This window comes from Sporosarcina sp. CAU 1771 (genome assembly GCF_054482775.1).
The window spans coordinates 127514-143290 of sequence record NZ_JBTLRN010000001.1 but is presented as its reverse complement, the minus strand read 5'-3'; the positions used below and the strand labels follow the sequence as shown (position 1 = coordinate 143290).

The window sequence follows — 15777 nt, the reverse complement described above, 5'->3', positions numbered from 1 at the left end:
TAGAACACATAAGGAAATTCACTTAACTTCTATTAATCCCTTAATATACTCGTCTATGAAATTAGTCTTTGTATTCCCTAGATAGAATTCCCTATGAGCTATAACATTTTTCAGCATTGGAATGTTTGTTTTAATTCCAGTAATTTCATATTCGTCAAGTGCTTGACTTAATTTCGTGATTGCATCTTCGCGACTTTCAGCATGAACAATCAATTTTGCAATCATAGGATCATAAAACGGAGTGACAGATGATCCTTCTTCAATCCCTAGCTCATTGCGAATACCTTTACCTTCGGGTAACTTTAACTTCTCAACTTTCCCAGGTGAAGGAAAGAATGTAATAGGATCTTCGGCATAAATTCTAACCTCAATCGCATGTCCAACACGCGCAATATCTTCTTGTCGAAAAGATAGTTCCATTCCGGCCGCAATCTTCAATTGCTCCTCAACTAAATCAATTCCAGTAATTTCTTCGGTAACTGGATGTTCCACTTGAAGCCTTGTATTCATTTCAAGAAAATAAAAGTTTTTCTCATTATCAACTAGAAATTCAATCGTCCCCGCATTTTCGTATCCAATTGATTTTGAAGCTAATATAGCAGCTTGCCCCATTTTGCTTCTAGTTGCTTCATCTAAAAACGAAGAAGGTGCTTCTTCGATAACTTTCTGATGTCTACGCTGAATAGAGCATTCTCTCTCCCACAAATAAACAACGTTTCCTACTTTGTCCGCCAGAACTTGAATCTCTATATGACGAGGACTCTCAATAAATTTTTCTATATACATTGCACCATTTCCGAAAAGTTCCGTTGCTCTTTTTTCATTACTTCCAAATACTTTTTTTAACTCTTCATTATTACTTACAATTTGCATTCCAATTCCGCCACCACCAGCTGATGCTTTTAACATCACAGGGTATCCCATCTGGGAAGAAATTTCTATCGCTTCTTCCACGTTTTTCAAAGGATGATTAATACCTGGTATGATTGAAACCCCTGCCTTTTGCATTGCTTTTCTGGATTCAATTTTACTTCCCATGTTCGCAATAACCTCTGAAGAAGGTCCAATAAATATAATTCCCTCTTCCTTACACCTAAGAGCAAATTTAGGATTTTCTGATAATAATCCGTAACCTGGATGAATTGCATTTGAATTCGTTTTTTTTGCGACTTCAATAATCTTTTCGATATTTAAATAACTTTCACTAACTCGTGCACCACCAATTAAATGTGCCTCTTCGGCCATTTCCACATGTGGAGCGCTTACATCTGCCTCCGAATAAACAGCGACTGTCTTAATCCCCAACTTTTTGCATGTTCTAATTATTCGAACAGCAATTTCCCCTCGGTTAGCAATTAGAACTTTATCGAACAATATGAATCCCTCCATTATTTTATAATATTTACTTGAATTACTATATATCTTAAGTACTTTCCTTTTTTGTAAAACTTAAGTTTTTTGTAAAGTTGGCTTCTTCTTTTGGAAGTGTAATCTTAAATCTATAAGCATCGGATGGAAAACAAGCTAAGGTATACTCAATAGGATTGTTTTTATCGCATGTAAGAATTCTTTCCATATTTAGTACTGAATCTTTTTTATTAAGCTTTAATAACTTAGCCGCCTCGTCAGTTGGTTTACTTGCAAATATTTCAAGGTCCACTAAGCTTACTTTTAGAGATAAACGATTCTCCAAAATCTGATACAAAGGCTGTGTTTTTGCATCATCCTGACTAATATAATTAGAATAGTCAGGATGAATATACATTTTCGCATAAGTTACCGGCTCTTTATTTACATGATATAATCTAGTGACTTCTAAAACTTCTTTTTCTTTATCTATATTAAATAAGTCACAGATTTTTTTGTTGACATTTACTATTTTATAATCAATTAAATCTACCTCAACATCTTTCTTTTTTTCCGATAGTATTGCATATAAACTATTAAATTCATTCAAAGGATGGTAATGTTTAGCTTTAGTCACAAATGTTCCTTTTCCAGCTTTCTTTTCGACTAACCCATTTTCAATTAGCTGCTTAACTCCTAATCTTACAGTTGTTCTACTTACTTTAAACTGTTCAATCAATTCAACTTCAGTAGGAATTTTATCACCTTCAGAGTAAGAACCATTATTAATCTTTTGAGTCAGATAACTAGCAATCTGTTGATACATTGGATTTATTTCATTTCTATTAATCATATTGTCCTCCAAAGCTGTTATAAATATTTAGGTTTCCATAACAATAGCTACATCCCCAGTTTGAATTATACTTCCTTCCTTAACTTTAATCTCTATAATTATTCCATCTTCAGGTGCGATAATAGGTATTTCCATCTTCATAGATTCTAAAATAATTAATTCATCTCCCTCTGAAACCTTTTCGCCTACCTTAGCAACTATCTTCCAAACGCTACCAGTCAATTCTGATTCAATTTTAACTTTCTCCATCTATGAACACTCCATTCCTATTTTTATAATGTAGTAGGCCAATTCCTCATTAAATGTTGTCCAACACCATTCGTTAATTTCATTTCATGTATTTGTAAAACATGCCCCAAATACTCACGGGTTTCTCTTGGATCTATAACATTCTTAGCTGCGTAAATAGCTGCTAACGAGTATGCAGATGTGTCCTTAGACATTTCTTTTAAATATAATTCAAATTGCTCAGGGTCGTCTTCTCTTTTAATACCATGTACAACAGTCACACCTGAATCTGGATCCATAAAACCTACTTCTGCTGTCCACCACGCAGCAACTTCATCTGCATGTCCAGTACCGCCCATGTTTAAAACGGCTTGTCCATAAGACTTTCTCAGAATGATTGAAATTTTTGGGACAGTACAAAGAGCAAGCGCATTCATCCAATTCATTACTTTTCCTGGCATTCTCTTTCTTTCTGCTTCTATTCCAATTAAAAATCCAGGTTGGTCGACTAAAAAAATAATTGGTATATTAAATGAGTCGCAATGAACAATGAAACTTGTAGCTTTATCTGCTGCGTCGGCGTCTATTGCACCTCCTTTAAACAAAGGGTTATTTGCAATTATTCCAACACTTTGACCATTTACCCTTGAAAAGGCAGTTACTATAGATTTTCCAAATCGTGATTTCAATTCAAAAAAACTATCAATATCAACTATTGCTTTAATAATTTTTCGAACATCATAGACACGGCTTCTTGATTCCGGAATTAAATCTAAGATATCCTTAATAGCTTCATCTGATCCTTCAGGAACTTCAATTTGTGGTGGCGCTTCATTGTTATGACTAGGCATGTAACTTAAATATTTTTTTATCATTTCTATTGCTTCTTCATCAGTTTCAACAACAACATCTGCTATGCCAGTTATTTCAGAATGTAACTTCCATCCTCCTAAATCCTCCGGTTCTACCTCCTCCCTCGTTGCAAGTGACGCTAAAGCTGGACTTGAAACTGCCATAATTGTACCTTTTCGCATTACAACAAAATCGGACATGACAGTATACCAAGAAGAGGATCCATAACAATGACCTAAAACTGCGGATGCCCATGGAGTTTCTCTTTGTCGAATATATTGAATAGGGTTGTGTCCACCACCTATTCCCTTAGCTCCCATTACATCTGGCATTCTTGCACCCGTCGACTCTCCAAGAAAGATTAAAGGCATACCTCTTTTTCTAGCAACTTCTTTTAGATGCTCCATTTTCTTTCCATTTATTGGACTACTCGAAGCTCCTTTAACAGTAAAATCATTGGACATTACAGCTGCTTTTCTACCACTAACTTTTCCGAATCCTGCAATTTTTCCATCTGCGGGTGTTTTATCTCCATCTTCGGGATTTAACGATGTTGCAAAACCACCAGATTCAAAGAATGTTTGAGGGTCAAATAATTTTTCCAATCTTTCTCGAGCATTTAATAATCCAAGCTTTTTTCTTTTGTCTAGCTTTTCTTTTCCGCCCATGTTTAATATTTTTTCTTTTCTTTCTTTATACTCCCTAATTTCTGTTTCGAATTTCATTTTAATTCCCCCTACTTATTATTTTACTTTTAGTGAAATTTAAATATAGGTCTACTAGTTTTTAGCCCATAACTATTCTTGCATCTACTGCTATACTTCCCCTACCAGCCTCTTTCACAATTAATGGATTGATGTCTAGTTCTAAAATTTTAGGTTCGTTAATTATCATTTCTTGTACCTTTAATACAATTTCTACTATTGAACTTAAATCAGCTTTAGCACTTCCTCGAAATCCATCTAATAACGAAAAACCTTTTAACTTTCGTAGCATTTTATAAATATCCTTCTCAGCTAATGGTGTGATCCCTAATGAAATATCTTTCATTATTTCAACAAGGATCCCACCAAATCCTACGACTATAACAGGTCCAAAAACGGGGTCTCTTTTGACGCCTATTAAAATCTCTTCAATTCCTTTCTCCATTTCCTGAATAGTTACACCATCTATTTCTTCAGCACTTATATTGTTTAAAGACGCATTATTAAATATTTTTTTATATGCGTTTTCTACCTCTTTTTCATTTTTCAAGTTAATTTGAACGCCGCCAAAGTCTGATTTATGAACAATCTTTTTTGAAACTACCTTCATAACTAAGGGATATGTTAACTTCTTTGCTTCATTTAAGGTATCTTCCAAACAAGTTGTAAACTTATATTTATTTTGTGGGATTTTATACTTATCCAAGATTGTTCTACTCTCTACTTCAGTTAATATCTCTACTAATTGTGATGAAGTCAAATTGATAACTCCTCTCCTTGTATTTTAGATAATACGCTCACACCATGAATAGCTTGTTCTATAGTCCTGAATACTGGAATACCCTTTTTCCGTAATTTAGTCATAGATATATACCGTATTTTCTCGACTTCTGGATCCTCATTTGACTTAAACACCCCTACTAAATTTATATTAGAAACATTAAGATCCATTATTTCTTTTATAAATAAATCTAATACCTCTTCTAATTTAAAGTAAACTGAAAACGGTACTAAATTCAGGTGAAATATTAAGTAATTAACCTCCTTATCTTTACATAAAGTCAACAATATATCAGATAACAACTTCCCTTGTCTTGCCGCTAATTCGGAAGCCGGAAGATCTATTGGATTCATATTTATTCCCGTATTCGTAAGACCTAAATCTGTTAATTTATTTGTAGTATTCGGGTCAATGTCTGCTAATTGTAAATTCATTTCTTCCAGATAATCTGTCGCTAAAACAGTTGCACCTCCACCGTTACCTACTAAGGCAACTTTTCCATTATATATCGGCTTAAGGTCTTGTAAGCATGAAAGTACTGTCAACATTTCCTCAATATTTTTTACGGGTATTGCACCTGTTTGTTCGAATAAAGCTTCCCATACATCATAACTACCTGCCAAATTTCCAGTATGTGACGCTACTGACTGAGACCCTGAAGCTGTTCTTCCTCCTTTAAGAATAACAACAGGCTTTTTTTTCGTTACATTCTTTAGTTCTTTTAGAAACCTTTGTCCATCTTTAACGCTTTCAATATAAAGCCCTATAACTTTAGTTTCCTCATCATTACTTAAGTAATTTAGAAAGTCCGAATGATCAAGATCAATGCAATTTCCTACTGATATAGCTTTACTAAATCTAACACCTAATATTTCTCCCCTATTTACGATATCAAATGTAATTCCACCACTTTGAGAAATAAAACCGGTATGTCCAGTTTTCATAGAGGTCCCCTTTGTAAAACTAATTCCACTTGCCGGACAGTATGTTCCAATACAATTTGGACCAATAATTCTCATATTATATTTTTTGCTTACCATTAACATTTCTTGTTCAAGTTTCTTCCCTTCTTCTCCAAGTTCACCAAAACCAGAAGAATAAATTTGTACTACTTTCACGCCTTTTTCTGCACATTCTTTGATTACAGGCAATACTAGTTTAGTTGGTAATATTATTGAAGCCCTATCAACTTCTTCTTGTATATCCAAAACCGATGAATAAGCCTTATATCCCTGAACAATAGTTTCTTTGGGATTTACGGGATATATCATCCCTTTATATCCGGAATCAATTAACAATTTTAAGTCCATTCCACCTAATTTATTTAACTCATTAGATGCTCCAATAACAGCAATCGACTTCGGTGTAAATGCAGCTTCCAGACTAGATATTGTTCGATCTTTTAAATAACTGTGCAATATTATCCCCCCATTATTTTAATTTGGTACTATTTCAATAAATGATTACTCTATTTGACTAGGCAACCACGTAACGAGTTGTGGGAAGACTGTGATTATAACCAAAACAATTAAGCTAGCAATTACAAATCTCCAAACGCCAGCAAATCCTGTTTCTACTGGTAGTTTTGCAGCGCTGGCACCAACAAATACGTTTAATCCTAATGGCGGTGTAATTAATCCAATTTCACCTAATATAGTTACTACAATACCAAACCAAATAGGATCGAATCCTAAAGCAATGATTATTGGAAATACTAATGGTATTGTTAATACTAGAATCGCTACTAAATCCATAAAGCAACCTAGAATCAAATACATTAAACATAATACAAAGAAAATTAACCATCTTGACACATCTAATCCCTCTATGAACATGACCATAGTCTGAGTGACCTTAGAAAAAGTTAGAAAATACCCAAAAATATGAGCACCTATAATAATCATGAAAATCATTGATGTTACACGGATTGCACTTAATGATCCATCATAAACTTTAGACCAGCTTATTTTCCAAAATACCTTTGCTACAAATAGCATGCTCAATGAACCAATTGCCGCTGATTCAGTCACCGTCATTATTCCACTATATATCCCACCTAGCACTACAAATCCTATTACAATAACTGGCCAAAAGTTTTTTAATGATTGGAATCTTTTACTCCATGAAAGCTTTTCTATATTTGGTGTCAAGTGTTTATTTTTATTAACCCAAAGCAAAATAACAAGAATATAAGCTATTGTCATAATAATTCCTGGTATTATACCGGCTATTAACAACTTACCGATAGATTGCTCTGTTAATATTCCATATAGAATAAGTACAGTACTTGGTGGAATTAATATAGCTAAAGTACCAGCCGCGCAAACTGTTCCTAAAGAAACTCTTTTATCATATCCTAACCTTGTCATCTCAGGTACAGCTATATTCGACATCATTGCTGCCGTTGCACTGCTTGACCCAGAAATTGCACCCATACCTGCGCTTGCAAAAACAGTTGCTATCGCCATTCCACCTCGATAATGTCCAACCCAAGCTCTTGCCCCGTCAAATATATCTTTAGTTATTCCGCTTCTAGAGGCATACTGAGCCATTAACATAAACATCGGTATTGTAGTTAAAATATACGAAGAGGCTGTGCGGTATGGTGCTGTTTGAATTATACCCAAAACAGCACCGCTTCCTCCTACCAGATATAATCCTACAATTCCTACAATGGCTAATCCAAAGCCCACTGGAATACCGATAGCTAGCAAGATAAAAAGTAATATTATTGGAATTAATACTTCCATGTGACTCCTCCTTAGCCCTTATTTCCTTATCTAGTGTTTGAAACCTCATTCAATTCTATGTTTTTCAAAATTGCAATAATTTGAAATACTAATCTAATGATAATTAAGAGGCACCCTAGTGGAACCAGACCATAAGCAGGAAACAAAGGAAATATGACTACACCTATAAAACTATCGTTAGTCAAGAATGCATTTAAAGTTACTAGACACCCTTGATAAAATATAAATATAAATAGAAGTAACCCCAATACATTTGTGACAATAGAAATAACTTTTTTTATTCTTAATGAAAATTTATTAGCAATGATATTTACACTAATGTGCTCATTCTCTTTGAGTGTATTAGATAGCCCTAAAAACACAATTGCAACAATCAAATATATTGTGACAAATTCATTTGTACCGCTAATTGGAGAATGAAATATATATCTTGCAAATGTATCTATTGAGATTAGTATCATCATCAAGGTTATAGCTATAACAGCCACCATCATAACCAATTTTTCAAGTCGTTCGAACAATCGAAATGGTTTCCCCAAACTTCCCACCTTCTTTTGGAATTTTAAACAAATGTACTTTCTAAGTACATTTGTTTAAATCCTATTTTAATTCTTCAACTTTTTTGTTCATTTCATCAATAGCTGCTTGACCATCAAATCCTAGCTTCTCCATATCAATTACCCATTGTTCAAGAGTCGGGGATACTAGTTCGTTCAACTGAATTAGCTCTGCTTCAGACAAAGTCCATACATTGTATCCCTTATCCACTGCATTTTGTAACGCTTTTTCATTTGATTTAACTACGTTTACGGCTAAACTCTCAGCTGCTTTTTCCCCTGCCTCTATTAATACCTTTTGCATATCAGTAGACAAACTTAACCATGTTTTTTCACTTATCGAAGCAGGAGCAACAAAACTCGTGACATTAGCATTTGCCGTTAAATTTTTCATTACTTCAATAGTTTTATTTGCTTCTAATGATGGTAAATTAAATACTCCACCATCTAAGGTCCCCCTATCTAGTGCTTGATAGTACTCTGACAAATCCATCGCAACCGGAACAGCGCCTAAGTTTTTAATCATTAGATCTTGAACACCTCCAGCTGAACGTAATTTTAAACCTTTTAAATCCTCAAATGAATTTAATGGATTCTTTTCAGTAGTTATAATTTGATAAAGTGGAAGTGTTGCAGCAAACAACGGAACGAGTTTATTATTTGTATAATCGTTTTTTCTAATAACTGAATTCTCATCTTTCAATATCTCCCAAATTACTTTTGATCCCTTTTCGGCATCTGGCATAGCACCTGGTAACTGGAATGCATTACTTAATGGTAGTTTCCCGGGGATGTAAGAAGGGGCTGCTTCTACTATATCCGCTGCTCCACTATTGGCTAGCGCAATCATATCAGCACCACTTCCTAGTTGGGAGTTAGGGAAAAATTCAATCTTCAACTTGCCATCACCGTTTTTTTCTACTTCTTCAATGAATACTTTTGTACCATAAACATAAAGATCATGTGTTTCAGGCACTAAACCTGCATATTTTAAAGTTACCACGCTACTATTGTCACTATTTTTGCTTTGATCGGGTGTTTCACTTTTTGAATCTTCTTCACCGCATGCTGCTAACACAACTAGAATTAATGTTAATACAAATAAACCAATCCAATTCCTTTGATTTTTCATTCTACTCCTCCTAGTTTATTGTCTTTGTAATATTAAAGAATCATAGACTCGCTAATAAATTCTAAGTAAATGAAAGCGCTTTATAATTCTTTCTGCTAACAATACGTTATATAACGTATTGTGTCAATACTATTAACTAAAAAATCTGAATAAATCTTAAAATCTGTTAAGTTGAGGGTTATTTGAATCAAAATATTACTTTTTCTATTTTCCGTGCTGAAAAATAAATGTTGGCAGATTGAAAAGACCAATTAGAAGAAACTCCTAATTGATCTTTTTTAAATAATATTAATTAGACTCTTTTTTCGAGAGTGACCTGAATTCTGCTTCAACTTTTGAATTCAAGCGCTTTTCGATTCTTTTTCCAACAAACCATAATAAAACAATAATGAATACTACAATTGCTGTGCGTATCGGTTGGGTAAGTAGTGCTTTTAAATCGTACCCAATGAAACTGATTGTGAAAATCATGACCAGTTTTCCAGCCATTAACGTTAATAAATAATAATGCCTTTTCATATCAGACAAACCCGCTACTAGATTGACAAGTGCAGACGGTGTAAACGGGAAACAGATTAGAAGAAATAATGGCCCAAATCCATTTCGATCCACCCACTTGATTAATTTCTGGACACGAGGTTTTTTTGTTAGAAATTGAAGAAAACGATTACGCCCATATTTTCTTATAAGGAGAAATACCATATAAGATCCAGCAAACGCACCGACCCATGATAAAACAAAGCCATACCAAAGTCCATATGCACTTGCATTTGCAAAAACAAAGACGAACAATGGCAAGAAAGGTAAAAAGGATTCGATGAAAGGAAATAACAAACCTAGAAGCGGACCTAATGCTTTATATTGTTCCGACAACTCTATTATCTTATCAACTTCAAACCATTCACTCATTCGCATGCACCCTTATCTTTGACTAATGGGAATAACAGGATTCTTACTATTCATTTTTCCCTACTATACATACATTAAAACATGGATATGTAGTATAATCACAGGATAAACCTTAGAAAGATGTGACAAAATGGAGAAGAATCAATTTTTGGCGGGAGTAAAAGCCGGAATTAGTATCGCAATTGGTTATTTTCCGGTTGCACTTACGTTCGGACTTCTTGCAAAAACAGCAGATTTAACAATCTTAGAAGCTACTGCAATGAGTATTTTCGTCTACGCAGGTGCGGCACAGTACATGTCTCTTCAACTCATACAGACAGCAGTCGATCCCATATTAATCGTCATTAATACATTTGTCCTTAACATTCGACACTTTCTTATGACGGCTTCGCTTAACGAAAGGATGCAGCCCGAGAAGAAAAAGGTCAAAGCGATGTATGCATTTTTAATTACGGACGAGTCCTTTTCCGTACTAGCAACAAGTAAGGAAAGGAAAATTACAACAGCCTTTGCGTTTGGCGTTGGGCTTATCGGTTATGGAAGTTGGGTCGTTTTCACTGCAGTGGGACACATCATTGGGGCGAATTTGCCAGACTTTTTACAAGCAGCTATGTCCATTGCGCTCTATGCGATGTTCGTCGGATTGCTTGTCCCTTCTATGAAAGGAAACCGAAAAGTAATCATGCTTGCCTTAATTGCTGCCGCCATTCACTCTTTCTTTTATTTCACAGAGATTCTATCAACTGGCTGGGCAATTCTTGTAGCAACGTTAGCATCTTCTATTTTCGTAGAATTAATTTATTCAAAGAATATCAAATCAATCGATTCGAAGTATAAAGAAAAGGAGGAAGTATGATGGGACCTACATTTTGGTGGATGCTCTTTGGAATGGCGTTCGTTACCTACCTTCCGCGCATGTTGCCCCTTACTTTTCTCGACGGCAAAGAATTTCCACCGCTTATTTCAGCAGTATTGAGAAACATTCCGTATGCCGTACTCGGTGCACTTATATTCCCAGCCATTTTATTTGTACAGGAAGGGAATATTTTATTCGGAGTTGTCGGGACAGTCGTTGCCTTTCTAATTGCAGGATTTGGCGGCGGAGTTATGTCTGTGGTGCTCGGTACAATTGGGGTACTTGCGGTTTATAGTTTGTTTATGTGAGTGAGTTGGATAGAGTCGACGTCATTCTTTTCTACATAAAATTTTAGGTTGCTGGGCACGATTCTATAAAAGAATCGTGCTTTTTTTGATTGATCAACAAGACTTTCCCGTTTAAGTGGATACTTATGGACCATTCGCCCGGAAGTTGCATATTGTGAAAAGGAAGATTACTACGTAAAGGTGGAATAGATAACTATGCAAACACCAACAATCCAGGATACATTTGAACAGATCTATATCGAGTTGGTAAAGTTCAGTGAAAAGATTCAAGTCATTCCAAACCTATCTTATCGGATTACAGGAAAGCTACAAGAACCGATACCTGAGCTATGGACAGCTTTTAATCACGACTTCAATTTAGGGATGTACTACCATTACAGATGCCAAGGTTATGTAGAAAGTCTTTTAATTACAAATGCATATTCCCCTTACAGCATTCATGTCTGGATGAACGAACTTGTCTATCCCGCAGCTGAAAACTTTAAACAGGCCATGATGTATTTTGAACAACTCAAATCGAATACCGCCTTTGTTCGACTACATGAATTTGCAGTGTTAAATCAACAGATGATGGAATTTCAACAAATTGCGATGGGAATTATTCAGTCTGCCAACCAATTAAACACGACAACTTCACCGGTAACTATGTAAGTGAGGGTTTTACGTTCATCCTATCCATAAGAAAAACCATCTCTTAACTAAGAGATGGCTTCACCTTTTCTTACATGTTCTCGCGTGCTTTTTCGACCATACGTTTTGCATACCAGAAACCGACTGTTAGCGACAATGCGTCAGCCGCGTATAGAATCCAGTCGTGCGTGAAGCCTGCGTAAACAGATGCTGCAATTAGAGCGACCGTCAAGATAAGACCAACCACATGATGGAATGTAACCCGTGTGAATAAAATGACGAGAAGGCCTGGCAAGAAAAGAGCTAAGAGTAATTTTGTTTCAAATAATTCCATCATAACCATTCCTTCCAACCTTTCATCTCACAACAAGAATTCCTAAACGGTGATGATCATGTCGATAAATCACTTGTTGCATCAGTCGCACTTCGCCTTCGCGATCAAGTACTTGTAAGCGGCAATGCGCAGCATTTATTTGGATTGCATCATATAACTCTTTTTCATTACTCACTTGACGACCATTTACAGCACGAATGCATTCGCCGGGAAGTAGACCCATTTTTTCACCAGGTGAATCAGGTAACACACCCGCAATTACAACGCCCGCTGAAATAGGTGTAACAGCGAAAATTCCACGTCGTTCATTAATTGAAACAACGATTGAAATCAGTGCCCGACCAACAACCCCAATGATTAAGGCAGTCCACCCTAATACAGGCATCCACATTGCCGAAAATCCAACTCCGATGACAACTACACCGACAAGTGCAATTGCACGCCCTATTTTAGGGAATAAATTCTCTGCATAGACGGAACGTGCGATTTGAGAGAAACCTATAATAAGTGGTACTGGAACAAATGTAAACATCGATTCTCCCAATGTAAACTGAGGCCAATAGGGAGTATAAGCTGATATCATATCGCCAGGCACTAAAAAGACAACCGGAAGTAACCAAAGCCGCTTCCCTTTATATGCAGCTGCACGCAATCCCCGTTTTGTCTGCATGAGGAATGGGGATACATCTTTTGCTGCGTGACGACTGATTAGACGCCCTTCGACCACAAGTAAAAGTCCCGCGATTACAGCAATGACCATTACCAATTCACCAAAAAGATCTACATTTCCTATAGACCACCCGCGATACGTAAAGTCCACAGCGTATTCCTGGGCTAAATATAACACCAAAAAGGCTAACGCCGCAAAGTAAATGGGTGAGGCAATTTTATAATACATAGAAATTAGCGCAACGAAAGCCGCTGCACAAAACAGCACGAGCCAGCCCGGATCTACGACCAATCCAACGCCTGAAACTAGGACGGATAGAACGAGTGCATACACCCATGACTCCGATAGTAACCGCTTGAGTTCGGTTAATCCAGGTAATAAGCGCACCTTAAAGCTACGTCGTTCGCGCTTTACACGGAAATATCCTAAACATACAGCTACTAAAAGGGCTACCACAAATAAAGGATTTAGTAGAAATACAACGAGCGATTGTAAAATATCCATTAGTATTTTTTCTGTCACGAACCGCCACCACCCAATCTGTCACAACATCGATACCACCATTGTAACAAATTATGGGTCTACTATGCGAATACATCTTGAATTTATTGCAGCAATTCTGTTTTGTAGGTGGAAGTTTGTGTGTTGTGGGAATAAAGTGCTTTGTTGCGGGAATAAATCGCTTCGTTGCGGGAGCAAGGCACTCCGTTACGGGAATAAACTCTTCGTTGCGGGAGCAAGGCACCTCGTTACGGGAGCAAACAACTCCGTTAAGAGAATAAACCCGTTGCGGGAGCAAATCACTCCGGTACGAGAATAAACCCGTTGCGGGAGCAAGGCACTCCGGTACGAGAATAAAACCGTTGCGGGAGCAAGGCACTTCGTTACGGGAATAAACTCTTCGTTGCGGGAGCAACAAACTCCGGTACGAGAATAAACATCGCGTTGCGGGAGCAAACCACTCCGATACGAGAATAAACTCGTTGCGGGAGCAACACGCTCCGTTACGAGAATAAAATCCTCGTTGCGGGAGCAAATCACTCTGTTACGGGAATAAACTCTTCGTTGCGGGAGCAAACTACTCCGATACGAGAATAAATCCGTTGCGGGAGCAACACGCTCCGTTACGAGAATAAAATCCTCGTTGCGGGAGCAAATCACTCTGTTACGGGAATAAACTCTTCGTTGCGGGAGCAAGGCACTTCGTTACGGGAATAAACCCGTTGCGGGAGCAAATCGCCCCGTTACGGGAATAAAATCCTCGTTGCGGGAGCAAATCACCCCTTTTCGGGAATAAACTTTTCGTTGCGGGAGCAAGGCACTCCGTTACGAGAATACACTCCGCCCCGGGAACAAACTCACTTATTCGATATTGCATGATTCATATAACCAATCCCCATCTGCAATTGATCATCATTTGCTGGGTCATTTCTATATGCTTCTACCTGATCCTTCAGTGCGGTGTAAAACTTTCGATCCATTACACTGTCTACTTTTACTTTTGCATCTTCTCGGAACGCTGCCACTTCGCGGGCTGTGGATTCATCGAAATACCCGTCTTCTCGGTTGATGGTATACCCAAGTTCCAGTAGCATTCGCTGACCGTACGCTACGTCTTCATTGAAATCGCCCACTTTAAACTCCTCAGAAACCAACCGAATATGCTCATTAAACAATTCGCTTTGTTCGACTTCAAGATCTGCGGGAACTCCCTTCCCATGAATCCATGTCTCTTTCGGTGTTAGCCATTTTGCGGTGGATAACTTCATTTCTCCCCCATTGGATAATTCATTTGTATCCTGAACCGTACCTTTTCCAAAACTACCTGTTCCAACAATGTAACCCCGTTTTAGATCTTGTAACGCACCACTTAGCACTTCGCTAGCCGAAGCACTGCTTTTATCTTGCAACAAAACAATAGGGATGTTCTTCAGTTTTTCATCAAATACGAGCTCCTCCGAAGGTTCAGCGACTAGTGGGGTGAGGGTTCCCTTTGCATCTTGCATAAAGGCGAAAACCGTATCCTCTTGCAATAAACTACTCGCAATATCACCGACACTGTGTAAATATCCTCCTGGATTCCCACGCACATCTACTATTAATCCTTGCGCACCTTTACTGATTAATTCATTCGTTGCGCTCTGCCACTCTTTTGCTGTTTCCATTGCGAACGTTGTAATCGATATGTAACCGACTTTCCGCTCATCGTCTTCAATCATTTTACTCGATACAGTTTTCATTGAAATGACTTCTCTCATTATCGATATGTCAATATGTTTACCTAAATCGGGTCTGAAAATCGTCATTACAACGGTCGTTCCTTTTTTCCCTCGTATGCGTTGAACGACATCTTTCAACGAATCGTTATCAAGTCGTTCACCATCGATACGAACAATTTCATCATATGGAAGAAGCCCCGCCTTCTCGGCTGGAGAAGATTTTACAGGACCTACAATGATATATTTTCCATTCGTTCGTGTAATTTCTGCTCCAATACCCACTCGCTCAGCGGCTAGAGATTCTTTATGCGCTGCAGCTTCCTCTTCGGTAAAATACGTAGAATATGGATCCCCTATGACATCCGCCATCCCACGAAGTGCTCCTTCAACCAACTTATCTTCATTTACGGGATACACTGCCCTTTTCTGAATTAGTGAAAAAGCTTCATCAATGACGGATTCCGTACTGACTGTTCCTTTTTCAGCTGTTCCCTTTAATATTTTCCCATCAATGACTAAAAATATCCCGACTGCTGCAATTACAATAAAGACAAATAAAAAAAACCGGCTACTGCGCACAACATTCCCTCCTTCGTCCACTATATGAACGAGAAAGGAACATTACGACAGTACAAAACCGGCTTCTT

16 protein-coding genes are annotated in these 15777 nt (G+C 37.2%); 3 read left to right on the top strand and 13 right to left on the bottom strand.

Annotated elements, in window-relative coordinates:
* Positions 1-18: 18 nt before the first annotated feature.
* From ACXYMX_RS00825 to ACXYMX_RS00780, 10 genes are all read right to left on the bottom strand, one after another.
* Positions 19-1374, bottom strand: a complete 1356-nt coding sequence (locus tag ACXYMX_RS00825) for an acetyl-CoA carboxylase biotin carboxylase subunit (RefSeq protein ID WP_459042312.1) — start codon at positions 1372-1374, stop codon at positions 19-21.
* A 49-nt stretch (positions 1375-1423) separates the two neighbouring features.
* A complete protein-coding gene (locus ACXYMX_RS00820) occupies positions 1424-2200 on the bottom strand; it encodes a GntR family transcriptional regulator (protein ID WP_459042311.1) in 777 nt (258 codons plus the stop codon).
* 27 nt (positions 2201-2227) lie between these two features.
* Entirely contained in the window at positions 2228-2449 is a 222-nt protein-coding gene (locus tag ACXYMX_RS00815; RefSeq protein ID WP_459042310.1) for a biotin/lipoyl-binding carrier protein, read from the bottom strand.
* Between the two features lie 23 nt (positions 2450-2472).
* The gene (locus tag ACXYMX_RS00810) at positions 2473-4005 is read right to left on the bottom strand and encodes an acyl-CoA carboxylase subunit beta (RefSeq protein WP_459042309.1); all 1533 of its coding nucleotides are present in this window, start codon (positions 4003-4005) and stop codon (positions 2473-2475) included.
* A gap of 61 nt (positions 4006-4066) precedes the next feature.
* Complete coding sequence (locus ACXYMX_RS00805; protein WP_459042308.1) at positions 4067-4744, bottom strand: acetate--CoA ligase family protein; 678 nt, start codon at positions 4742-4744, stop codon at positions 4067-4069.
* Entirely contained in the window at positions 4741-6183 is a 1443-nt protein-coding gene (locus ACXYMX_RS00800) for an acetate--CoA ligase family protein (protein WP_459042307.1), read from the bottom strand. Before ACXYMX_RS00800 ends, ACXYMX_RS00805 begins: the two co-directional genes overlap by 4 nt.
* A gap of 45 nt (positions 6184-6228) precedes the next feature.
* Entirely contained in the window at positions 6229-7515 is a 1287-nt protein-coding gene (locus ACXYMX_RS00795; RefSeq protein WP_459042306.1) for a TRAP transporter large permease, read from the bottom strand.
* 26 nt (positions 7516-7541) lie between these two features.
* Positions 7542-8054 (bottom strand): TRAP transporter small permease, encoded by a 513-nt coding sequence (locus tag ACXYMX_RS00790; RefSeq protein WP_459042305.1) that lies wholly within the window; start codon positions 8052-8054, stop codon positions 7542-7544.
* A gap of 61 nt (positions 8055-8115) precedes the next feature.
* A complete protein-coding gene (gene dctP, locus ACXYMX_RS00785) occupies positions 8116-9204 on the bottom strand; it encodes a TRAP transporter substrate-binding protein DctP (RefSeq protein ID WP_459042304.1) in 1089 nt (362 codons plus the stop codon).
* 288 nt (positions 9205-9492) lie between these two features.
* Complete coding sequence (locus ACXYMX_RS00780; RefSeq protein ID WP_459042303.1) at positions 9493-10113, bottom strand: TVP38/TMEM64 family protein; 621 nt, start codon at positions 10111-10113, stop codon at positions 9493-9495.
* A gap of 130 nt (positions 10114-10243) precedes the next feature.
* Between ACXYMX_RS00780 and ACXYMX_RS00775 the strand changes: the two genes are divergently transcribed.
* The 3 genes from ACXYMX_RS00775 (at position 10244) to ACXYMX_RS00765 (ending at position 11928) form a co-directional block, all read left to right on the top strand.
* Positions 10244-10969, top strand: a complete 726-nt coding sequence (locus ACXYMX_RS00775; RefSeq protein ID WP_459042302.1) for an AzlC family ABC transporter permease — start codon at positions 10244-10246, stop codon at positions 10967-10969.
* Positions 10969-11277, top strand: a complete 309-nt coding sequence (locus ACXYMX_RS00770) for an AzlD domain-containing protein (RefSeq protein WP_459042301.1) — start codon at positions 10969-10971, stop codon at positions 11275-11277. The genes ACXYMX_RS00775 and ACXYMX_RS00770 overlap by 1 nt, the downstream gene beginning before the upstream one ends.
* A 195-nt stretch (positions 11278-11472) precedes the next feature.
* Positions 11473-11928, top strand: a complete 456-nt coding sequence (locus ACXYMX_RS00765; protein WP_459042300.1) for a hypothetical protein — start codon at positions 11473-11475, stop codon at positions 11926-11928.
* A 70-nt stretch (positions 11929-11998) separates the two neighbouring features.
* Here ACXYMX_RS00765 and ACXYMX_RS00760 read toward each other — a convergent pair whose 3' ends face one another.
* From ACXYMX_RS00760 to ACXYMX_RS00750, 3 genes are all read right to left on the bottom strand, one after another.
* The gene (locus ACXYMX_RS00760; RefSeq protein WP_459042666.1) at positions 11999-12241 is read right to left on the bottom strand and encodes a CsbA family protein; all 243 of its coding nucleotides are present in this window, start codon (positions 12239-12241) and stop codon (positions 11999-12001) included.
* 22 nt (positions 12242-12263) lie between these two features.
* Entirely contained in the window at positions 12264-13433 is a 1170-nt protein-coding gene (locus ACXYMX_RS00755; protein ID WP_459042299.1) for a PDZ domain-containing protein, read from the bottom strand.
* A gap of 836 nt (positions 13434-14269) precedes the next feature.
* Positions 14270-15709 carry a S41 family peptidase gene (locus tag ACXYMX_RS00750; RefSeq protein WP_459042298.1) on the bottom strand — a complete coding sequence of 480 codons (1440 nt, stop codon included), beginning with the start codon at positions 15707-15709 and terminating at the stop codon, positions 14270-14272.
* Between the last annotated feature and the right edge of the window lie 68 nt (positions 15710-15777).

What these genes read in the sequence shown, in the direction of transcription:
- ACXYMX_RS00780 (WP_459042303.1), bottom strand. Translation starts at nt 10,113, where the DNA reads ATGAGTGAATGGTTTGAAGTTGATAAGATAATAGAGTTGTCGGAACAA.
- ACXYMX_RS00815 (WP_459042310.1), bottom strand. Translation starts at nt 2,449, where the DNA reads ATGGAGAAAGTTAAAATTGAATCAGAATTGACTGGTAGCGTTTGGAAG.
- ACXYMX_RS00760 (WP_459042666.1), bottom strand. Translation starts at nt 12,241, where the DNA reads ATGGAATTATTTGAAACAAAATTACTCTTAGCTCTTTTCTTGCCAGGC.
- ACXYMX_RS00820 (WP_459042311.1), bottom strand. Translation starts at nt 2,200, where the DNA reads ATGATTAATAGAAATGAAATAAATCCAATGTATCAACAGATTGCTAGT.
- ACXYMX_RS00765 (WP_459042300.1), top strand. Translation starts at nt 11,473, where the DNA reads ATGCAAACACCAACAATCCAGGATACATTTGAACAGATCTATATCGAG.
- ACXYMX_RS00795 (WP_459042306.1), bottom strand. Translation starts at nt 7,515, where the DNA reads ATGGAAGTATTAATTCCAATAATATTACTTTTTATCTTGCTAGCTATC.
- dctP (WP_459042304.1), bottom strand. Translation starts at nt 9,204, where the DNA reads ATGAAAAATCAAAGGAATTGGATTGGTTTATTTGTATTAACATTAATT.
- ACXYMX_RS00775 (WP_459042302.1), top strand. Translation starts at nt 10,244, where the DNA reads ATGGAGAAGAATCAATTTTTGGCGGGAGTAAAAGCCGGAATTAGTATC.
- ACXYMX_RS00770 (WP_459042301.1), top strand. Translation starts at nt 10,969, where the DNA reads ATGGGACCTACATTTTGGTGGATGCTCTTTGGAATGGCGTTCGTTACC.
- ACXYMX_RS00810 (WP_459042309.1), bottom strand. Translation starts at nt 4,005, where the DNA reads ATGAAATTCGAAACAGAAATTAGGGAGTATAAAGAAAGAAAAGAAAAA.